The sequence below is a fragment of the Bradyrhizobium sp. I71 genome (genome assembly GCF_022354745.1).
GTDB lineage: Bacteria > Pseudomonadota > Alphaproteobacteria > Rhizobiales > Xanthobacteraceae > Bradyrhizobium > Bradyrhizobium liaoningense.
Genome location: NZ_CP059398.1, coordinates 7,270,164 through 7,291,623 on the forward strand (window position 1 = coordinate 7,270,164; position 21,460 = coordinate 7,291,623).

Annotated in this window: 15 protein-coding genes and 1 pseudogene; 9 read left to right on the forward strand and 7 right to left on the reverse strand. The window is 66.1% G+C overall.

Features of this window, described 5'->3' with window-relative positions; all coding sequences use genetic code 11:
• The first annotated feature begins 55 nt into the window (after positions 1-55).
• From FJV43_RS34565 to FJV43_RS34575, 3 genes are all read left to right on the forward strand, one after another.
• Complete coding sequence (locus tag FJV43_RS34565; RefSeq protein ID WP_239623393.1) at positions 56-1,243, forward strand: aminotransferase class I/II-fold pyridoxal phosphate-dependent enzyme; 1,188 nt, start codon at positions 56-58, stop codon at positions 1,241-1,243.
• Between the two features lie 90 nt (positions 1,244-1,333).
• Positions 1,334-1,891, forward strand: coding sequence for a biotin transporter BioY (locus FJV43_RS34570; RefSeq protein ID WP_239629749.1), 558 nt, complete (start codon positions 1,334-1,336; stop codon positions 1,889-1,891).
• 84 nt (positions 1,892-1,975) lie between these two features.
• Positions 1,976-3,310 carry a dicarboxylate/amino acid:cation symporter gene (locus FJV43_RS34575; RefSeq protein WP_239623394.1) on the forward strand — a complete coding sequence of 445 codons (1,335 nt, stop codon included), beginning with the start codon at positions 1,976-1,978 and terminating at the stop codon, positions 3,308-3,310.
• Between the two features lie 93 nt (positions 3,311-3,403).
• Here FJV43_RS34575 and FJV43_RS34580 read toward each other — a convergent pair whose 3' ends face one another.
• Together FJV43_RS34580 and FJV43_RS34585 are read right to left on the reverse strand one after the other, a co-directional pair.
• Positions 3,404-4,636, reverse strand: a complete 1,233-nt coding sequence (locus FJV43_RS34580; protein WP_239623395.1) for an FAD-dependent oxidoreductase — start codon at positions 4,634-4,636, stop codon at positions 3,404-3,406.
• 63 nt (positions 4,637-4,699) lie between these two features.
• The gene (locus FJV43_RS34585; protein ID WP_275973694.1) at positions 4,700-7,057 is read right to left on the reverse strand and encodes a ribonuclease E/G; all 2,358 of its coding nucleotides are present in this window, start codon (positions 7,055-7,057) and stop codon (positions 4,700-4,702) included.
• Positions 7,058-7,078: 21 nt separating this feature from the next.
• On the opposite strand from FJV43_RS34585, the gene FJV43_RS37230 reads away from it, so the two are divergent.
• The 6 genes from FJV43_RS37230 (at position 7,079) to FJV43_RS34610 (ending at position 15,972) form a co-directional block, all read left to right on the forward strand.
• Positions 7,079-7,957 (forward strand): hypothetical protein, encoded by an 879-nt coding sequence (locus tag FJV43_RS37230; RefSeq protein WP_275973695.1) that lies wholly within the window; start codon positions 7,079-7,081, stop codon positions 7,955-7,957.
• Between the two features lie 616 nt (positions 7,958-8,573).
• Positions 8,574-9,869 carry an N-acetylmuramoyl-L-alanine amidase gene (locus FJV43_RS34590; RefSeq protein ID WP_239623397.1) on the forward strand — a complete coding sequence of 432 codons (1,296 nt, stop codon included), beginning with the start codon at positions 8,574-8,576 and terminating at the stop codon, positions 9,867-9,869.
• Positions 9,870-10,098: 229 nt separating this feature from the next.
• Positions 10,099-12,600, forward strand: coding sequence for a penicillin-binding protein 1A (locus FJV43_RS34595; protein WP_239623398.1), 2,502 nt, complete (start codon positions 10,099-10,101; stop codon positions 12,598-12,600).
• 212 nt (positions 12,601-12,812) lie between these two features.
• Positions 12,813-13,944 (forward strand): peptide chain release factor 2 gene (gene prfB / locus FJV43_RS34600; RefSeq protein ID WP_194387559.1). Its coding sequence is split into 2 segments (ribosomal slippage): positions 12,813-12,881 and positions 12,883-13,944, totalling 1,131 coding nucleotides; the frame shifts between segments, so codons are not numbered across the junction.
• A 2-nt stretch (positions 13,945-13,946) separates the two neighbouring features.
• Positions 13,947-14,825 (forward strand): NAD(P)-dependent oxidoreductase, encoded by an 879-nt coding sequence (locus tag FJV43_RS34605; RefSeq protein ID WP_239623399.1) that lies wholly within the window; start codon positions 13,947-13,949, stop codon positions 14,823-14,825.
• Between the two features lie 139 nt (positions 14,826-14,964).
• Positions 14,965-15,972, forward strand: a complete 1,008-nt coding sequence (locus FJV43_RS34610) for a DMT family transporter (protein WP_345946113.1) — start codon at positions 14,965-14,967, stop codon at positions 15,970-15,972.
• Here the strand turns inward: FJV43_RS34610 and FJV43_RS34615 are convergent.
• From FJV43_RS34615 to FJV43_RS34635, 5 genes and pseudogenes are all read right to left on the reverse strand, one after another.
• Positions 15,881-17,140: pseudogene (locus FJV43_RS34615) on the reverse strand (O-antigen ligase family protein); the annotation flags it as partial. The gene FJV43_RS34610 and the pseudogene FJV43_RS34615 overlap by 92 nt on opposite strands.
• A gap of 11 nt (positions 17,141-17,151) precedes the next feature.
• Complete coding sequence (locus tag FJV43_RS34620) at positions 17,152-18,531, reverse strand: glycosyltransferase family 1 protein (protein ID WP_239623401.1); 1,380 nt, start codon at positions 18,529-18,531, stop codon at positions 17,152-17,154.
• Complete coding sequence (locus FJV43_RS34625; protein WP_239623402.1) at positions 18,528-19,268, reverse strand: ABC transporter ATP-binding protein; 741 nt, start codon at positions 19,266-19,268, stop codon at positions 18,528-18,530. Before FJV43_RS34625 ends, FJV43_RS34620 begins: the two co-directional genes overlap by 4 nt.
• Before the next feature lie 3 nt (positions 19,269-19,271).
• Complete coding sequence (locus FJV43_RS34630; protein WP_239623403.1) at positions 19,272-21,200, reverse strand: glycosyltransferase; 1,929 nt, start codon at positions 21,198-21,200, stop codon at positions 19,272-19,274.
• A gap of 8 nt (positions 21,201-21,208) precedes the next feature.
• Positions 21,209-21,370, reverse strand: a complete 162-nt coding sequence (locus FJV43_RS34635) for a hypothetical protein (RefSeq protein WP_239623404.1) — start codon at positions 21,368-21,370, stop codon at positions 21,209-21,211.
• Between the last annotated feature and the right edge of the window lie 90 nt (positions 21,371-21,460).

Sequence of the window (21,460 nt, forward strand, 5' to 3'; positions counted from 1 at the left end):
GCGCCCTGTTTTCCGGCCCGGACGGATCCGGTCCGCCAGCGAATAGCAGAAATCGATGCACGATGCGACCTTGAGGAACCGGTTGGGGCAGTGGCTCGAGCCCTCCCGCCGCAGCGATGTTCCCCCGTTCATGGTGATGGACGTCATGGCGGCGGCGGCCCGAATCGAGGCCGCCGGCGGTCATGTCATCCATATGGAGGTCGGCCAGCCCGCGGCCGGCGCGCCCAGGACTGCGATCACAGCCGCCCATGCGGCGCTGGAGGCCGGACGGATCGATTATACCTCCGCGCTGGGCATTCCCAGTCTGCGCGAGCGCATCGCGCGCCATTATCGCGACACCTATGGCTGCGACGTCAGCCCCGAACGGATCGTGGTGACCACAGGCTCCTCCGGCGGCTTCATCCTGGCTTTCCTGTCGATGTTCGAGCCCGGCGATCGCGTCGCCGTGACCGTGCCGGGCTATCCACCGTACCGCCATATCCTCACCGCGCTCGGTTGCGAGCCGGTGCTGATCGAAACCACCAACGAGACGCGCCATGCGCTGACCGGTGAGGCGCTCATCGCCGCCCATCGCAAGGCGCCGCTGAAGGGCGTGCTGGTCGGCAGTCCCGCCAATCCGACGGGCACGATGATGTCCCGCGAAGCGCTCGCCGGCCTCATCGCGGCCGCGGAAGATGCTGGCATCCGCTTCATCTCGGATGAGATCTATCACGGGCTCGATTACGCGTTTCCAGCCGTGACCGCGGCGGCGCTGTCCGAGCACGCACTCGTGATCAACTCGTTCTCGAAGTATTTTTGCATGACGGGCTGGCGCGTCGGCTGGATGGTCGTGCCCGAGATCCTGGTGCGGCCGATCGAGCGGCTCCAACAGAACCTCTCGATCTCGGTGCCGTCGCTGTCGCAGATCGCGGCAGAGGCCGCCTTCGACGGCGCGGCCGAGATGGAGGAAATCAAGCACGGCTATCAGGAAAACCGGCGTATTCTGATCGACGGATTGCCCAAAGCCGGACTGACGAGATTCCTGCCGGCCGACGGCGCCTTCTATCTTTACGCCGACGTCTCGGACTTCACCTCGGACAGTTTCGAGTTCGCCCAGCAAATGCTGGAGCAGGCGCGCGTGGCGGCGACGCCCGGCCTCGATTTCGATCCCATCCATGGCCGTTCATTCGTCCGGTTTTCCTATGCCCGCTCGCCCGATGAGATGCGCGAGGCAGTTGACCGGATCGCTCACTGGCTTAAATAGCCGCCAGCTTTCGACAGCCTTCCGGAGTTCAACTTGTCAGACAGTTCCGCCCCGTCCGCCGCCGCACCGCATTCTTCTCTCGCCGCATTGATGTGGCCGACCCGGCCGGGCGAAGCCGTCGGCGCGCTGCGTGCCGCCGTGCTGATCGTTCTCGGCACCGCGCTGATGGCGCTGTCGGCCAAGGTGAACCTGCCGCTGCCCTATGTGCCGATGACGCTGCAGACGCTGGTGGTGCTGATGATCGGCGCCGCCTATGGCTGGCGCCTTGGCAGCGCAACCATGATTGCCTACCTCGCCGAGGGTGCGATGGGGCTGCCGGTGTTCGCCGGTCCCGTGGCTGGGATTGCGCCGCTGGTCGGTCCGACCGCGGGCTACCTGTTCGGTTTCGTGCTGGCTGCCTTCGTGACCGGCTGGCTCGCCGAGCGCGGCTGGGATCGCAGCGTGATGCTGCTGTTTGCGGCGATGGCCGTCGGCCACATCGTCATTCTGGCCGCGGGCTTCGGCTGGCTGGCGTTCGGTCTTGGCCTCGGCGCCGCCAAGGCCTGGCAGGTCGGCATCGTGCCGTTCATTGCGGCCTCACTGGTCAAGAATGCGCTCGGGGCGGCCCTGATGCCGGCGGCGCGCCGGATCGTCGAGCGCCGCGGGTAAAACGCCGGTTAGCGAGCAGTTCCAATTGACAGGGCCGGCCGGGTTGATCTTGGCTGGCCCGGTGTTTTGAGGGGGAGTGAAACCATGACGACGACAACGATGGCGGGAGCGCCGGTCGCGCCGCCCGTCGCCAAGCCGTGGTACAAGGTCCTCTACGTCCAGGTGCTGATCGCCATCGTGCTCGGCGCCATCGTCGGCTGGCTGTGGCCTCAGTTCGCCACCAACGAATGGATCAAGGCGCTCGGCGACGGCTTCATCAAGCTGATCAAGATGGTGATCGCCCCGATCATCTTCTGCACCGTGGTCTCCGGCATCGCCCATATCCAGGACGCCAAGAAGGTCGGACGCATCGGCGTCAAGGCGCTGGTCTATTTCGAGGTCGTCTCGACCTTCGCGCTGGTGATCGGCCTCGTCGTCGGCAATCTCGTCAAGCCGGGCTCCGGTTTCGGCAATGCGGCGGCGAGCGAGGCGGCCGTCGCAACTTACGCCAAGCAGGCCGCCGGCCAGAAGTCCGTCGACTTCGTGCTGCACATCATTCCCGACACCGTGGTCGGCGCCTTCGCGCAAGGCGAAATTCTGCAGGTGCTGCTGTTCGCGGTGCTGTTCGGCTTTGCTTTGATGAGCCTCGGCGAGCGTGGCCATACGATTCGCAGCTTCATCGACGATGCTGCGCACGCGGTGTTCGGTGTCATCTCGATCGTGATGCGCGCGGCGCCGATCGGTGCGTTCGGTGCGATGGCCTATACGATCGGCAAGTTCGGTACCGGCGCCATCCTCAACCTGATCGGTCTCATCGCCACGTTCTATGTCACCGCGGCGCTGTTCGTGTTCGTCGTGCTCGGCCTCATCGCGCGCTTGGCAGGGTTCTCGATCTTCAAGTTCCTGGCCTACATCAAGGACGAGCTGCTGATCGTGCTCGGCACCTCGTCCTCGGAAAGCGCGCTGCCGTCCCTCATGGAGAAGCTGGAGCGGCTCGGCTGCTCCAAGTCGGTGGTCGGCCTCGTGGTGCCCACGGGCTACTCGTTCAACCTCGACGGCACCAACATCTACATGACGTTGGCGACCCTGTTCATCGCGCAGGCGCTCGGCGTCGATCTTTCCTTCGGCCAGCAGCTCACGATCCTGGTGGTGGCGATGCTGACCTCGAAGGGCGCCTCCGGCATCACCGGCGCGGGCTTCATCACGCTGGCGGCGACGCTCGCCGTGGTCGATCCACGCCTCGTGCCGGGCATGGCGATCGTGCTCGGCATCGACAAGTTCATGAGCGAGTGCCGCGCGCTGACCAATCTGTGCGGCAACGGCGTCGCCTGCGTGATCGTGGCATGGTGGGAAGGCGAGCTCGACCGCGACAAGCTCAACGCCAACCTCGCCAAGCAGATCGATCCGACCGACATGGAGACCGCGATCACGACGGACTGATCTGCAAACCGCGTCCGACGGCGCAGGCCGCGCCGTCAGATCTTGAAATGACAGGGCTGGTCGAGATTCTCGATCAGCCCTTTTTATTGAGGCTTAGAAGCGCTCAGGCCGGTATGGCATGGGATCGACCGCCGGCGTCTCGCCGCTCATGATCTCGGCGAGCAGGCGGCCGGTCGCAGGTCCCAGCGTAAAGCCCTGATGACCATGGCCGAAGTTCATCCAGAGGCCGGGGTGGCGCGGGGCGCGGCCGAGCACCGGGAGCATGTCGGGCGTGCAGGGCCGAGTGCCGAACCACGGGTCCGGCTCGACCCGCTTGCCGAGGTCGATCAGCTCGCGTGCCGAGGCTTCGGCGCTGGCGAGCTGCACCGGTGTTGCCAGCGCATCCGGCCCCGTCAGCTCCGCTCCCGTCGTGATGCGAATGCCCTTGGCCATCGGACCCATGGCATAGCCGCCGGTCTTGTCGATCAGCGGCAGGTCGAGCGAAGCGCCGCCGCTGTAATGCATGTGGTAGCCGCGCTTGCGCACCAGCGGGATGCGGTAGCCGAATTTGTGGAGGAGGTCGGGCGACCACGGCCCGAGCGTCACGACGGCGTCGGGAGCATCGAGGCGTCCGCTGTCGGTATCGACCGACCAGCCGGTCGCGGTCTGCTGCAGCGACTGCGCATCACCGAGCACGATCGTGCCGCCGAGGCGCTCGAACAACTCGGCATAGGCGGTGACCAGTGCGCCGGGATCCGACACGGTCCAGGTGTCGAGCCAATGGATCGCGCCGGGGAGATCGTCGCGCAGGATCGGCTCGGCCTTGGCAAGCTCGCTGCCCGACAGCACGCGAAAGTTCACGCCGAATTCGCGCTGATCCTCTTCCGCGGCCTTGATCGAAATATCCAGTGAAGCGCGGTCGCGAAACAACGCTCGGTAACCGGCACGGCGGATGAGATTATCGGCATGCGCCTCGCGGATCAGGATGTCGTGCTCGGCCGTCGCGTAGGCGATCAGCCGTGCCCACGCCTCGATCGCCTCACGATGCCGCTTCGGCGCCGAATGCCACCAGTAGCGGAGCAGGGGCTCGATGTGGAGGTGGAGGGAGGAGAGGCTGTAGCGCACGTCGTTGGTGCGGCCGGTCGCGATCTTCAAGAGCGAGGCGAAGTCGCGCGGCATGGGATAGGGGCGCACCGCTTCCGCCTGGATCATCCCGGCATTGCCGTAGCTGGTTTCGCGGCCCGGCTCCCTGCGGTCGACGAGCGTGACGGACCAACCGCGCTGCTGCAGGTGCAGCGCCGCGCTCACACCGACCATGCCGCCGCCGAGAACTATTGCACGTCGCATCGAAACTGACCTTGCCAACCAAAAACCGCCCGGCTTGGCCGGGCGGTTTCATGGATGTCCCTATTATTCGCCGCCGCCGAAGCGGCGCGACCACCAGCCGGCGCGGCGCGGCGCGGCCGGGGTTTCGCTTGTGGGCTCCGGCGCAGGCTCGGGTGCCGGCGCGGGCGCAGCGACCGGCTCGGTCACCTGCGCCACCGGCGTTGCCGGCTCGGGCTGGCTGTTCAGCAGGAAGCTCACCTTTTCCCGGACGGTGGAGCGGCGCCGCGCGGCCTTGTCGCTGGCGGACTCCTCTTCTGACGTTGCCGTCGTCGTGGCGGAAGCCGGCTCCGGCTGGTCCGGCGCCTCGGTCCGCACCTCGGCGCGCGGCTCGGGCTGCACGATTTGCGGCTCGATGGCGTGTTGCGGCTCGATGGCGTGTTGCGGCTCGATGGCGTGCTCGGCCTGCGCGATGGAGGGCGCAGGCTCGCTGCCGAAGCCGTCGAAATCGGCAACCGCGTCCGTCGCCTCCGACGGTTGACTGGCGCCGAGCTCGTCGCCGATGGAGCCGGCGAGACCTTCCTCGCCGCCACCGCGACGGCGGCGTCCGCCGCGGCGACCACGCCGACGCCGGCGCTCGCCGCTGCCCTGCTGCTCGCCACGCGCTGCCTGTTCCTCGCCTTCCTCGCCGTCCTGCTCGGACTCGGTATCGTCTTCACCTTCACCGGCCATCACGGCCGCTTCGGGAAGCGTGGGGGCGGTATCCTCGCGCAACTCACCCTCGCGCTGAGCACCGCGGCCGCGCCGGCGGCGACGGCGCTTGCGGCGCTGGCCGTCCTGCTCGGAGGCTGCCTCGCCGGCAGCCTGCTCGTCAGCAAGACCTTCGGTCTCGTCGGTCTCGACCTCGGATTCGGTTTCCAGGTCGAAGCCATCCTCGTCGTCATAGGCTTCTTCGGCCTGTGGCGGCGGGCTCGCAGCCACTTGCGCAGCGAGCAGCGCCTTGGCGGCTTCGAGCGTATGCACCTGCTCGCCGCGGTCGATCACATATGCCTGCGGTCCGCTGACGGTGGGATCGGCGATCACCGACAGCGTGACCTTGAAGCTGTTCTCGAGGTCGCGCAGATGGCCACGCTTGTGGTTCAGCACGTAGAGCGCGACGTCGGTGCGGGTGCGGACCACGAGATTGTGGGTCGCGCCCTTCATCAGGATCTCTTCGAGGCCGCGCAGCAGCTGCAGCGCCACCGAAGACACCGAGCGGACGTGGCCGGTGCCGCCGCAATGCGGGCACGGATCGGTCGAGCTCTCCAGCACGCTGGCGCGGATGCGCTGGCGCGACATTTCGAGCAGGCCGAAATGCGAGATGCGGCCGACCTGGATGCGCGCCCGATCCTGCCGGAGGCAATCGGACAGCTTGCGCTCGACCGCGCGATTGTTGCGCTTCTCGTCCATGTCGATGAAGTCGATGACGATCAGGCCCGCGAGGTCGCGCAGCCGGAGCTGGCGGGCGACCTCTTCGGCCGCTTCCAGATTGGTCTTGAGCGCGGTGTCCTCGATATGGTGCTCCCGCGTCGATCGTCCGGAGTTGACGTCGATCGAGACCAGCGCCTCGGTCTGGTTGATCACGATGTAGCCGCCGGAGCGCAGTTGCACGGTCGGCGAGAACATCGCGTCCAGCTGGCTCTCGACGCCCATGCGCGAGAACAGCGGCTGGCCGTCGCGATACTGCTTCACCGCGCCGACATTGGCGGGCATCAGCATCTTCATGAAATCGCGGGCTTCGCGGTAGCCGGATTCGCCGGCGACCTGAATCTCGTCGATCTCCTTGTTGTAGAGGTCGCGCAGCGAGCGCTTGATCAGCGAGCCTTCCTCGTAGACGAGGGTCGGGGCCTGCGACTTCAGCGTGAGGTCGCGTACCGTTTCCCACATCCGGATCAGATATTCGAAGTCACGCTTGATCTCGGGCTTGGTGCGGGAAGCGCCTGCCGTGCGCAGGATGATGCCCATGCCCTCGGGCACGTCGAGATCCTGCACCACTTCCTTCAGGCGCGAACGATCCTGCGCGCTGGTGATCTTGCGGCTGATGCCGCCGCCGCGCGCGGTGTTGGGCATCAGCACGGCATAGCGGCCGGCGAGCGAGAGGTAGGTCGTCAGCGCCGCGCCCTTGTTGCCGCGCTCCTCCTTGACCACCTGCACCAGCATCACCTGGCGCCGCTTGATGACTTCCTGGATCTTGTACTGACGGCGCGGACGGAAGGTGCGCTCCGGCACTTCCTCCAGCACATCGTCGCCGCCGACGGATTCGACGACTTCCTCTTCGGCTTCCTCGCCGTCGTCTTCGTCCTCGTCCTCATCGTCGTCGCTGGTTGCTTCCGCAGCCTCGGCGGACGTCTCGGCATTCTCACCGGCGGCGTACACCGCATCGGCCGGCTCAGCGGCCGATGTCACGGCCTCAGCCAGAGCTTCCGCATGCGCTTCAGGAACGTGAGCTTCGAAGGTTTCGGCATCCTGGGGCTCGGCAGCGGCCTCGGTCGCGACCACGGGCTCGGCGCCGACGGCCGCAACGGGCGCGGGCGTCTCGTCGGCATGATCATGGTGGTGGTGATCGTGGTCGTGATGATCGCGCTGGTGATCGTGATCACGGGCGTGCTCGTCATCATGGGCATGATGATCGTCGTGATCATGCTCGCCATGAGCATGTTCGCCCTGATCGTGGTCGTGGTGATCGTGGCCTTCGTGCTCGCCGCGGTGCTCGGCATCGGCGTGCAGATGCTCGCCCTCGTACGGCGCGCCTTCGCTGTGCGGGGCCTCGCCCTCCGAGGGCTGGGCTGCGGGATCGGCACCGACCTCGAGGCCTTCGACGATGTCGCTGCGCACGCGCTCGCCATGACCGCGGCGGCGGGCGTTGCGGTGGCGCGAACGGCGGCGGCCGTGCGAACGGTTCTCGCTCTCTTCCTCGGCCTCGCGATGGGCCTGTTCCTCGGCCTCGATCAGCGCCTGCCGGTCGGCGACCGGGATCTGATAATAGTCGGGATGGATTTCGCTGAAGGCGAGGAAACCGTGGCGATTGCCGCCATATTCGACGAAGGCGGCCTGGAGCGAGGGTTCGACCCGTGTGACCTTGGCGAGGTAGATATTCCCGCGCAGTTGCTTGCGTTGCGCGGTTTCGAAATCAAACTCTTCGACGCGATTGCCGCGGACCACGACGACCCGGGTCTCTTCCGGGTGGGTGGCATCGATCAACATCTTGTTGGGCATGTCTTAACTCTTGGCGGCGGCGGACGCGATAAACCGTGGGCGCGTATCGCGCCGCCGGGTGACGCGACGGTCCACCTGATTCGGGGGTGAGGGGAAGGCCGAAACGCCGTCTCTCGCGCCTTGCCGAACCGGAAGCTTCAGGACCGTTGCGACGCGCGGGATTGTCACTCCGCAGCGTCGCGAATGGTCCTTCAGATTTCGTCGGCACAGTCTGGCGCATCAAGCGTCGGCCCGTATGAAACATTGGGCGGCGAGGCCGCCCTTCAATCAGTTGCTGCTGGCCAGGCACGGCGCGAGCGCGCTCGCCTTGGGGATCACGAACCGCTCCCTTGGGATCAAGGGACCGGGTAATGGGTTACGCCGCCGTCAGAACCGTCCCGGTAACATGAGTGGTAACCCGAGACCGTCCACCGCCGGTGCCTGACCCGCTCCACCTCGCTGCCGCGCACCGCGCTGGTCTTAGAGGGAAGCGGAAAACGCTGGAATCCCCAAATCTTGGGAGTTCCGGCGCAGCGCCGGGAGGCTGAATGCGACACAACCTGAAATATCGGCCGTCAGCATTCCGTACATACGAGGAATGAGCCATCCGTGCAAGGGAAGCGTCGCACGGCGGTCACAGTCGCCGAGTTTCGCACCTCTGTCATTAGGGAGCGATTAACCCTGTGGTTCTATTGCGTTAAGAGGGCTGCTCGGAGGCACGGAATCGGTGGCGAGCCGCACAAATCGACGGGTTTTGCTGGGAGGCGTGTTGCTGTGCACAGCGGCATTGCCGTGTGCTGATTCCTCGCGCCTCATTGCTGCGGAAAGTCAGCCGCAGCCCGTTGTTGCCGCAGCGAATTTTCCGGTGGCCTCGGCCGCCCGGCTGGCCGGCGACGGCAAGCAGACTCGCTTCATCCTCGACCTCGACCGGACCATTACCTTCCGCACCGCCGCGCTGGCCGACCCGTTCCGCGTGGTGGTGGACGTGCCGCAAGTCAATTTCCAGCTGCCCGCCGGCACCGGAAGCGGGGGGCGGGGGCTGGTCAAGGCTTTCCGCTACGGGCTGGTCATGCCCGGCGGCTCGCGAATCGTGTTCGACCTGACGGGGCCGGCGAAGATCGCCAATTCCTACGTGGTCGAAGCCGCCAACGGCCAGCCGGCCCGGCTCGTGCTCGAGCTGGAGGAGATCGAGCGCGCCGCCTTCGTGGCATCGCTCCCGCCTGAAAACCGTCCCGAGTTGCGGCCCGCGATCGCCGAGGCGCCGCCTGCCACGGTTCCCGCCAAGGCAACCGCGGATGCCGCGCAGCAGAAGGCCGACGGCCGTCCGGTGGTCGTGATTGATCCCGGCCATGGCGGCATCGACAACGGCACGCAGTCGGGGGGCGAGAGCGAGAAGAACCTGGTGCTCGCTTTTGGTCTGGCGCTCCGCGACAAGCTGGAAAAGGCCGGTAAATACCGCGTGGTGATGACGCGGGACGACGACACCTTCATCCCCCTCAATGACCGGACCAAGATCGCCCGCAACCAGAAGGCGGCATTGTTCGTCTCGATTCATGCCGATGCGCTGCCTCGTGCCGAGGGCGATGCGCAGGGCGCGACCATCTATACGCTCTCAGATAAGGCGTCCGACGCCGAGGCCCAGCGGCTGGCGGACGCGGAGAACCGGGCCGATGCGATCGCCGGCTTCAATCTCGCGGAGGAGCCCAACGACGTCGCCGATATCCTGATCGACCTCACGCAGAGGGAAACCCGCACCTTTTCAAACCGTTTCGCCCGCCTCTTGATGGGTGAAATGAAGGCGACGGTGCGGATGCACAAGCATCCCCTGAAGTCCGCCGGCTTCCGGGTGCTGAAGGCGCCCGATGTACCCTCCGTGCTGGTCGAGATCGGTTATGTCTCCAACAAGGGGGATCTCGAGCACCTGGTCTCCGAGGGGTGGCGGTCGCGTGCCGTGGGCTCGATGGCACAGGCGATCGACGGATTTTTGACCAAGCGGATGGCCACGGCCGGAACTCCGAACTGAATGGGTTGATCCCGCCCGATCCAAAGGCCCTAGTTTGGCCACAGCGGACGCTCTATAAAAACCCCGCAGGGGGTCGGAATCGGCGAGAATCCTGCTCGGCAAGCGTCGGAAGTCCGGCATTGATGTGATTGCGTAAGCCGGCGAATTCGCGACGTGAGGTTGGCGGCCATTTGGGGTCGCCATGGGGCTGATACTGGGCTGATCCAGAGTTTGAACGGATAAACAGATAATGCGCTTGCTGGTGCGGTTCATGGGCTTCCTGTTCGCCGCGGGAACGGTGGTGTTCCTTGTCGGTGTCGGGGCCGTGGCAGGCCTGATCTGGCATTTCTCCAAGGACTTGCCGGACTACTCTCAGCTTCAGGATTACGAGCCGCCGGTGATGACCCGCGTGCACGCGGTCGACGGTTCGCTGCTTGGCGAATACGCCAAGGAGCGGCGGCTGTATCTGCCGATCCAGGCCGTGCCCAAGCTCGTGATCAACGCGTTCCTGGCCGCCGAGGACAAGAATTTCTACGAGCACGGCGGCATCGACTACACCGGCATGGCGCGCGCCGGATTGCTCTATCTGCAGAACTACGGCTCCAACCGCCGCCCGCAGGGTGCGTCCACCATCACCCAGCAGGTCGCCAAGAACTTCCTGCTGACCAACGAGGTCTCCTTCGCCCGCAAGATCAAGGAAGCCTTGCTGGCGATGCGCATCGAGAAAACCTACTCGAAGGACAAGATCCTCGAGCTGTACCTGAACGAAATCTATCTGGGCCTCGGCGCCTACGGCATCGCGGCCGCCTCGCTGGTCTATTTCGACAAGTCGGTGAACGAGCTGACGGTGGCGGAAGCGTCCTATCTGGCGGCGCTGCCGAAGATGCCGGCGACGCTGCATCCGGTCCGCAACCGCGACCGCGCCGTCGAGCGCCGCAATTACGTGATCGACCGTCTACTGGAGAACGGCTGGATCAAGCAGGCCGACGCCGACAAGGCGCGCAAGGAGCCGCTGGCCGTCACCAGCCGGTCCAACGGCGCCCACACCTTCGCCGGCGAATATTTCGCCGAGGAAGTCCGCCGCGACATCTTCGAGCGCTACGGCGAGAAGAAGCTGTATGAAGGCGGCCTGTCGGTTCGCACCACGCTCGATCCGAAGATCCAGGTCATGGCGCGCAAGGCCATGGTCGCCGGCCTCGTGAATTACGACGAGCAGCAGGGCTATCGCGGCGCCATGAGCAAGCTCGATGTTTCGGGCGACTGGGGCGTGAAGCTCGCCGAGATCAAATCGCTCTCCGACATCTCGCCATGGCGCATGGCGGTGGTGCTGGAGACCAGCGACCAGTCGGCGCGCATCGGCTTCCAGCCGAGCCGCGAGCTCGGCGGCGCCATCAGCAAGCAGCGCGAGACCGGCATCGTCACGGTCGACGGCGTGCGCTGGGCGCGGGCCTTGCAGGGCGGCACGAAGGGCAAGACGCCGACGGCGGTCTCGCAGGTGCTTCAGCCCGGCGACGTCATTTATGCAGATCCGCTCTACAAGGACGGCCAGCCCGTCGAGGGCCAGTACCGGCTCCGCCAGATCCCGGAGGTCTCCGGCGCCATGGTGGTGATGGATCCCTGGACGGGCCGCGTGCTCGCGATGGTCGGCGGCTTCTCGTTCGACCAGAGCCAGTTCAATCGCGCCACGCAGGCCTATCGGCAGCCGGGTTCGTCGTTCAAGCCGATCGTCTACTCGGCCGCGCTCGACAACGGCTATACGCCCTCGACCGTCGTGCTCGATGCGCCGATCGAAATCGACCAGGGCCAGGGCGCCGGCGTGTGGCGGCCTGAAAACTTCTCCTCGGGCAAGTTCCAGGGACCGGTGACGCTGCGCAATGCGCTGCGGCAGTCGCTCAACACCGTGACGGTGCGCCTCGCGCAGGACATCGGCATGCCCCTGATCGGCGAATACGCCCGCCGTTTCGGCGTCTATGACGAGCTGCCGAACTATCTCTCCTACGCGCTCGGCGCCGGTGAGACCACGGCGATGCGCATGGTCACGGCTTACTCGATGCTCGCCAATGGCGGCCGCCGCGTGAAGCCGACGCTGATCGACCGCATCCAGGACCGCTACGGCCACACCATCTTCAAGCACGACCAGCGCGAGTGCCGCGGCTGCGACGCGCCGGGCGGCTGGAAGAACCAGCCCGAGCCGCAGCTGATCGACCGCCGCGAGCAGGTGTTGGATTCCATGACCGCCTATCAGATCACCGAGCTGATGGAAGGCGTTGTGCAGGCCGGTACGGCCACGGTCATCAAGGACGTCGGCAAACCCGTCGCCGGCAAGACCGGCACCACCAACGAGGCCAAGGACGCCTGGTTCGTCGGCTTCTCGCCCGATATCGCCGTCGCCATCTACATGGGCTACGACAAGCCGCGTCCGCTGGGTCGGGGCAATGCCGCGACCGGTGGCCATCTGGCAGCTCCGATCGCGCGCGATTTCCTCAAGCTCGCGCTCGCCGACAAGCCGGCCGTTCCGTTCAAGGTGCCGGCCGGCATCAAGCTCGTGCGCGTCGTCGCCAAGACCGGCATGCGCGCAGGCCCCGGCGAGACCGGAGGAACCATCCTCGAAGCCTTCAAGCCGGGCACGGCCCCGCCGGACAATTATTCGGTCATCGGCGTTGCCGACGCCGACGGGCGCATGCCGGCGTCGCAGCAGCAGCAGCCGGATTCCGGCTTCTTCATGCGGCCGGGCACCGGCGGGCTGTACTAAGCACGATCCGGAAAAGTGCGCAGCGGTTTTCCGAAAAGATCATGCTTAAACAACAACCTAAAGCGCGATGACGATTGATCCTAATCGCGTCGCGCTTTAAGGCTCAGGACAACACAGACGATCGCGGCTCCGGCGGTTGCGCTTTGCAGCCGCCGCCGCTACATCCACACCTCAATTGCTTGCGGAACCATTCCGCGAAACCAGAGAACGACATGCGCGCCGAAATCGAACGGTTGGTAGAAGAGATCAAGCAGTCAGTCGGGCTGCTGAGGAGGCATCTTTGACGTCGAGAAATCGACGGCGCGCCTCGCTGAGCTGAACAAGCTCGCAGAAGATCCCAATCTCTGGAACGATCCCCAGAAAGCCCAGAAGCTGATGCAGGAGCGCACCTCGCTCGAGGATGCGCTCTCAGGAATCGGCAAGGTCGAGCAGGAGCTCGAAGACGACATCGGCATGATCGAGCTCGGCGAGGCCGAGGGCGATGACGGCGTCGTTGCGGAAGCCGAAGCTGCGCTGAAGAACCTCAAGAAGGAAGTGGCGCGACGCGAGCTCGAGGCGCTGCTGTCGGGCGAGGCCGATCGCTTCGACTCCTATCTCGAAGTCCATGCCGGCGCCGGCGGCACCGAGAGCCAGGACTGGGCGCAGATGCTGCTACGCATGTACACGCGCTGGGCCGAAAACCACGGCTTCAAGGTCGAGTTCCTGGAAGAATCCGAGGGCGAAGAGGCCGGCATCAAGTCGGCGACGATCCAGGTCTCCGGGCACAACGCCTATGGCTGGCTGAAGACGGAAGCCGGCGTGCATCGCCTGGTGCGCATCTCGCCGTTCGATTCCAACGCGCGGCGGCACACCTCGTTCTCGAGCGTGCAGGTCTTCCCCGTCATCGACGACAGCATCAAGATCGACATCAAGGAATCCGATGTCCGCGTGGACACCATGCGTTCAGGCGGCGCCGGCGGCCAGCACGTCAACAAGACCGAATCCGCAGTGCGCCTGACGCACATTCCGACCGGCGTTGCCGTGGTCTGCCAGGCCGGACGCTCCCAGCACAAGAACCGGGCGCAGGCCTGGGACATGCTGCGCGCGCGGCTCTACGAGATGGAGCTGAAGAAGCGCGAGGAGAAGGCCGCCGCCGATCAGGCGGCCAAGACCGACATCGGCTGGGGCCACCAGATCCGCTCCTACGTGCTGCAGCCCTACCAGATGGTGAAGGATCTGCGCACGGGCGTGCAGACCTCCGACACCGCGGGCGTGCTCGATGGCGAGCTCGACGAGTTCATGGCCGCGACGCTGGCGCAGCGCGCGTTCGGCACCACGACCGGCGAGATCGAGGACGTGGACTAGCCATGCCCCGTGTCGCCTTCATCGGATTGGGGCGGATGGGTCATGGCATGGCCGGCCGCTATCTCGATGCCGGCTTCACGGTGACGCTGTGGAATCGCAGCAAGGCCAAGGCGGAAGACCTGATCGCGCGCGGCGCGCATTGGGCGACCTCGCCGGAGGACGCGGCGATCGATGCCGCCGCGGTCGTGACCATGGTCGCCGACGACGAGGCCTCGCGCGCGGTCTGGCTCGGGCCCAAGGGCGCCGCCAAGACGGCGAAGGCCGGCACCGTCGCGATCGAATGCTCGACTGTTTCCCATGACCACGCGCGCGAGATGGGCCGCGAGCTCAACGCGCGCGGTCTGATCTACATCGATTGTCCCGTGACGGGATTGCCGGACGCGGCGGCGGCCGGGAAGCTGACGCTGCTCGCCGGCGCCGATGCGGCCGATCTCGAGCGTGCGCGGCCTTATCTGACGCCAATCGGCTCGACCATCCGCCATTTCGGGCCGGTCGGCTCCGGCACCGTCTACAAGCTCATCAACAATCTCATGGGGGCGATCCAGATCGCCGGTCTCGCCGAGGGCCTCGCCATCGCCGAGCAGGCCGGGCTCGACATGAACCTTGTGCTGGAGTCGATCCAGGCGGGGGTCGCCGCAAGCCCCCAGGTGCAGCGTCACTCCAGACGCATGGTCGCTCGCGATTTCAGTGGCGCGACGTTCACGACGGCGCTGCGGCACAAGGATGCCGCCTATGCGGTGAAGCTCGCCGAGAGCCTGCTGGCCGACAAGCCGCTGGTCGCGGTCGCCGCGGTCGAGGCCTACGCGCAGGCGGCGGCGAAGATGCCCGACGATGACGAAGGCCGGATGATCGAGCTGGTGTCGCGGCCGAAGACGCCGTAGCCGCTCGACGCGGGCAGTTTCGATCGTCTGGTTCATTTTTGCGCATCGGTCTTGTGAACCTCTGTTTCATCGGAATTCGGGTGGCGCCGTCGATCGCGCCGGTCTAGGCGGACGGACTTGGCCGCCAAGGGTGAGACGCATGCCCCCGAACGACAGCCGGATCGACGCACGCGACTGGTCGCTGCTCTGCGTGCTCTCCATCCTCTGGGGCGGCTCGTTCTTCTTCAACGCCGCAGCCTTGCGGGAATTGCCGCCGCTGACGCTGGTGTTCCTGCGCGTCGCGCTGGGCGCGGCCATTCTGCTGCCGCTGCTTCGCATGCAGGGCATCGGCTTTCCCATCGGGGCGACTGGCTGGAAGCCGTTCGTCGCGATCGGGCTGCTCAACAACGCCATCCCGTTCTCGCTGATCGTGATCGGCCAGACTTTCATCCCGAGCGGGCTGGCGTCGATCCTGAACGCGACGACGCCGCTGTTTGCGGTTCTCGTGATGGCGGCAGCGGGCGAGGAGGCGTTGCAGATGCGTCGCGTGGTCGGAGTGACGCTGGGGCTCTTCGGCGTCGTCATCCTGCGCGGGTGGGGCATCGAGACGAAGCCGGGGCAGGGGCTCGGCATCCTGCTCTGCCTTGGCGGGGCCTTGAGCTACGGCTTTGCGGCACTGGCGGCGCGGCGGCTGCTGAAGGATTCTCCGCCTCTTGGAACGGCGACGTTTCAATTGATGGCGTCGACCGCGATGATGGCGATCATCGCCGGTGCGGTGGAGCAGCCCTGGCGTCTTCCGATGCCGAGCGACACGACATGGCTTGCGGTGCTCGGCCTCGCCGGCCTGTCGACGGCGCTCGCCTACATCGTCTTCTTCCAGATCCTGCGGCGCTCCGGCGCGACCAACGTGATGCTGGTGACGCTGCTCATTCCCGTCACCGCCATCCTTCTGGGCTGGCTGGTGCTGGGCGAGCCGATCTCGATGCGCGAGATCGCGGGCGCGATCGTCATCGGCAGCGCGCTGCTGGTGATCGACGGACGAGCCCAGCCAGCAATCGCGGGCTGCCTGTCGCTTCTCCGGCTTGGGCCTTCAGCACCATGCCGCCGGCGACGCCGACGCCGAGCACATACATCCAGCCCTCATGAAAATCGAACAGGTGCGAGTTGAGCAGCGAGCTCGCGATGTTCTGTACGACGACCACGAGACCGATCCAGGCGGCGAAGCCTTCACCTGCGAACATGCGAAGATGCGCGATCCACATGGCGTAGAGCAGGACGACACCCAGAAGGCCCCACTGCACCGCGACGTTGAGGGTCTGGTTGTGCGGATTGCTCACGACCTCGGCATCGAGTCTGCTTTCGCTCGTGGCGGCGCGCTCGAACTGGCGCTTGATCGAACCGGTGCCGTGGCCGATCAGAGGCGCCTCGATAAAGGCATGGAGCGACTTGCGCCAATAGGTCAGCCGCTGCGCGGTCGAGGCGCGGCTGATGTCCTCGTGGCCGTGGCGGTATTCGACGGCGATGTCGTCGATGCGCTGGCGCAGATAGGGCGACGTGGTCCAGGCCAACAGGCTCGCGGCGACCGTACCTGCGAGCAGGACCAGTGCCGCCCGCCGGCTCAAATGCCTCAAGGCGAACAGCGTCAGCAGCACCGCGATGCAGAGCAGGGCGGTGCGGGCCGAGGCGACGAACACCATGTTGGTGACGAACAGCAGGATCAGGGCCAGGCAGACGACTGTTGTGGCCGCGCGTCTGCCGCGCCAGAGAGGCAGCGCGAGCGCAAAGGCGCACAGCGTGAACTCCTGGCTCTGGTCGATGTAGTTCTTGACGGGAACGCCTGATGACGCCGTTGCGGTGATCTTCCAGGCGGGATCGAGCAGCACGATCCAGGAGAACACGGCAAGCAGCGCGCAGGAAGCGAGAAAGGCGATGCAGACATGGAAGCCGCGCTCGGACCGGCGGAAATGGTAGAGCAGCGGCGGAATCAGCATGAGCTTTGCAACCGGCTTGACCGCATGCAGCCGGTCCGCCCACGCACCCTCTGACCACAGCGTGCCAAGAAGCGCGAGCAGCAGGAGTGCCAAGGGCAAGGCAAACGCCGGCCGCGCGAGCTGGCGCGCATAGTCGCGCCAGGCGATGGTCGGCGTCACCGCAAGCAGCCAGAACCCGACCAAGACCGAAGTCGCGGTGGTCGACCAGGGCAGCGATGCCGCGATCAGGATGACGAGCAGGTCGGCAGCACGAAACAGCCGGGCGGAATGGCCCAGGGCCTGCGATCGGTCGCGCACGGTTGGCGGGCTGGCCGGACTGGGCGATACGGCTTGCTCAGCGGGCATGTGGCTGACGCTTACTGTGCTGCGACCAGGCTTTCTCTGGGCGTCTCATGGCCGAGGAAATCCCGGGCCTGGGTCTCGTAGCCGAAGCGTTCGGCGAGCTCGTGGCGTCGCGCCCGGATCCTGCCGCGGCACTCCTCCTGCCGCGTCAGCACGCGGGTGACGGAGGCGGCGATCGCCTCCGTGGAGAACGGGTCGAAATAGTCGGCGAGCTCGCCCGCGACCTCGCGGAAGACGGCGATGTCGGAGCACAGCACCGGCGTGTTCGCAGCCAGCGCCTCGATGATCGGCACGCCGAAACCTTCGGCAAGGCTCGGCATGATCAGGCCGTGCGCTTCCGCGATCAGAGTCGCCTTCTCGTGCTCGTCGACGTAGCCGGCGAAGCGGACGTTGGGCGGGAGGTTGCGCATCCGGCTGATCTCGCCGGTATAGCCGATCACGACGAGATCGGCGTGGGGAACGTTGCGGAAGGCGCGGACGACGGCGGGGACGTTCTTGCGTGGCTCGTTCGAGACGATGACGACGAAGCTCGGCCGCCCCGGACGCCCCGACGGGGCTGGAAGGTGCAGGACATCCGGGGCGTCGAACCGGGTGCGGGGATACACGACCCGCGCCGGCAGGTGCGCAAATTGCGGCAGCAGTTCCCTGAACCGCATCATGCTGTAGTTTGAAACGAAGGCGAGTTCGTCGGCTTGGCGCAGGCTGGTGCGGATTCGCGCCAGGAACTGCCGCGTGGCGATGTCGCTGAGCTTGAGGTCGGTGAGCGGCAACAGGTCGTGGACGATGCAGATCACCTTGGCGCCGGGTTTGCGCCTGATCACCACCCGTGTGGGGGTGTCCACGACGATCAAGTCATAGTCGCGCGCGTCGATCCGCGGCGGAGGCAGCAGGAAGAAGGCCGATGCGTCCTGATAGTTGAAGAAGCCGGGCTCGAGCTGAAAGTCGCCGAACAGCTCGAGGTGCCTCAGATCCGGCGGAATGTATTCGAGCGCGGCGGGCCGGTTCTCGATCAGGCGCGTGGGCAGGCCGAGCAGGCCGATCGCGCGCAGCAGGCAGACGGTGTTGTCCTGCGACAGCAACAGGCCGGCCCTACGGCGGAGCCAGTCGAGTTTGCGGCGCGTGCCGCTGAGCGTCAACGGCCCGCTCACGTTGATTTCGTCGAGATAGCGATAGAGCGCAAGCAGCTCGATGTTGCGCGACTGCGCCGCGAACAGCCTCGTACGCCGCTCGCGCTGGCAGAGCTTGCGATAGCGTTTCGTGGTCTCCACCACCAGCGTGAGTTCGTGGCCTTCCGAGGCGAGCGAACGTACCAGTTCCCGGGTGAAGTGGAAGATACCGCGCTTGTGATTGGGTTGTCCGAGCGACTCGGAGACGACGAGGATGTTGTGCTTCATGCGCGTTTCTCGCGGAGCTCGAAGGCGTTGGGGACCGGCGGGGCGACCGTGATGGTCGAGGCGATGCGGCCGCGATCGAGGTTGATGATGCTGGTGCAGGTGCGGCGCAGCAGCGGCTGGTCGTGCGAGGCGATGATCACGATCGCCGCCTGCGACATGAGCTTGAGGAGCCGCTCCTGCGCCTTTTCGGCAAAGTGCTCGTCGACCACGCTGAGCCATTCGTCGAGCAGGAGGATGTCGGCCGGAAAGGCCGTGGCGGTCGCGAACAGCACCCGCATCAGCATGCCCGAGGAGAACATCCGCAGCGGCAGCCGCTGCATGCGCGCCTCCAGCTCGGTGAAGGCCCAGATCTCGTCGATCACGCTGCGGGTCGGCTTGCGGCCGCTGATCCGCAGCAGCAGTGCGATGTTGTCCTCGGCCACGAAATCCAGATTGACGCCGGCATTGAGGCCGAGCAGGGGCACGACTTTGCCCTGGATCGCGACGCTGCCGCTGCTTGGTGGATAGACGCCGGCGATCAGCCGCAGCAGCGTCGACTTGCCGGAGCCGTTGGCTCCGGCAAGTCCGATACGGGCGCCGGCTTCAGCCTGGATGGTGACGTCGTCGACGGCGCGGATGATCCGCATCTCGCCGGGCTCGCGGATGAGATGGCCGAGCAGCCGCCGTTTCAGCGAATGGTCGTAGGCGCCATAGACCGGATAGTCGAGGCAGACGTTGCGTAGGCTGATCGAGACCATGCATCAGATCCAGAACGCGGCTTTGCGAAGGTGGAGCAGCGTCAGCACGCTCGCAACGATCAGAAGCGCCAGCGCGACGAGGACGTAGACGATGCTGACGGGGTCGACATGGCCGCCGGCCAGTGGCTCGCGCCACACCGCGAACAGATGCGTGAGCGGATTGATCCGCATCACCGTCGAGCGGTGGTTGATCATCTCCGACGACCAGATGATGGGCGAGGCGAGGAAGGCGAGCATCAACGTGGACTCGATGATTGGCTTGAGGTCGCGATAGCGTGTTGCCATCGCACCGAGAACGAGGCTCAAGGCGAAGGTGCAGGCCACGAACGCCAGGAGGCCCGGCAGCGCCGCCGGCGCGTGGGAGAGCTCGTGACGGGACAGGATGAGCCATAGGACGAGTGGTACGCAGGCGTTGTGGAGCGCGAACAGCGCCTGGCGGAACGTGCATTGCAGCAGGAAGATGACCGGCGGCAGCGCCCGGTCGCGGATCAGGCTCGCGGAGTTCTGGAGCGCCGTGGTGGCGTCGAGCACCACGCTGTTGAGGAAAGTCCAGGCCGTCATCGACAGCGCCAGCATGGGCAGGCGCGACAGCATGTCGTCGTTCGACATCTGGCCGATCACCGAGCCCAGCACCGCCACCACGATCGCCATCTGGAGCGACATCCAGAACGGACCGAGCAACGAACGCACGTAGCGGTGGCGCATGTCCGACCAGGCCAGTGCCGCCGCGATCCGAACGCAGTCCAGCCAGGCGGTCGCTTGAAGCGACTCCGCGGTTGCTGATCGTTCCTTGCCTGGTACGGCAACGGCATCGCGGTAGACGGTCTCCATGCCTTGCCTGAAGGCCGTGGTCGAGTAGCGGGTGAGGGCGCGCGTGCGCGCTGCAAGCCCCATGCGGCGGCGTCGCTCGGGATCGCGGATCAGGATATCGATGGCCTCACCCAGCTTCGCGACGTCGCCGGGCGGCACGGTGATCGCCTCCATGCCGTGGCGGGCGACACGCGGCACCGCGGTGTCGAGCGCCGTATTCACGACCGGGCGGCCGGCGGCCATGGCCTCGAGCTGGACGAGGCCGAAGGTCTCGGCATTGGTCACCGACGGCATCACGAAGACGTCGGCGAGACACATCAGCTTGATGCGTTCGCAATCGTTGACCGAGCCGAGCAGGCGGACGCGGTCATGAAGGCCGAGCTCCTGGATCAACTGCTCGAGCCGCGGCCGCTCGCTGCCCTCGCCGATGATCCAGACCTCGAAATCGTGCGCGGCTGCGGCGCGGACCAGCACGTCGAAACCCTTGTAGGGCACGAGCCGGCCGCAGGCCAGTACGAGCCGGCCGCGATCGTTGACATGGTGCGGCTCGATCTTCGGCCGGTCGTAGTTTGTGGTGTCGATGCCGAACGGCACGACGTGGCATTTGTCCTCGAATTCGCGCAGCAGCGGCGTGTGGTCGACCAGCGCGTGGTCCGAGACGATGATCGCCTTGGCGCGGCGCAGCGTTCGCCGCATCAGAGGTTCGACGAGCCAGCGCAGGCCGGCATGAGTGACGATGTCGGCGTGCCAGTGCACCACCAGTGGACGCCTGGCGCCGTATCCGAAGGCGAAGACGAGGTCGGCGAGAGGGAAGGGGGCATGGAGCGCGAGCAGATCGTGCTCGGCGATCCTGCGCCACAGACGCCAGGGATAGGTCGGGGCGGCTGGCAGCGACATGACGTTGCCGAACGAGCGCACGCGCTCGACCGGGACGTCGTTGACGACGATCTGGCGCCGTCCGGCCGATTGCGAGCAGACCAGCACGGCGGAGGCGAAGGCATCCTTCAGGCTCGCGCAGATGTCGCGGATCACCGTGAGCGTGCCGCCGAACAGGTCGGGATAGTACACCTTGAAGATGTGCAGCACCGACGGGCGGGGCGGGCTGTCGCTGGTGTGATGCATGATGGCGGTCAGCCTGCGAGAAGCGCTGCGAGGAACGGTGCGGCCAGCAGCGAGATGAAGATGACGCCGCGCAGCAGCGCCGGCAGCATCGGCTCGATCGCGCCGTGTCCCCAGTCGGGAGCCGGCACGGCACGCGGTGAGCTGGAAATGCGGACCAAGCGGTCAGCCATGTGTGAAGTCCCTTATGTCGCGCCCCTCAGTGGCGTCCCGTATATGTGGGAAAATTTACCACGTCAATCGCAACACGGAAAAGTGTGGGA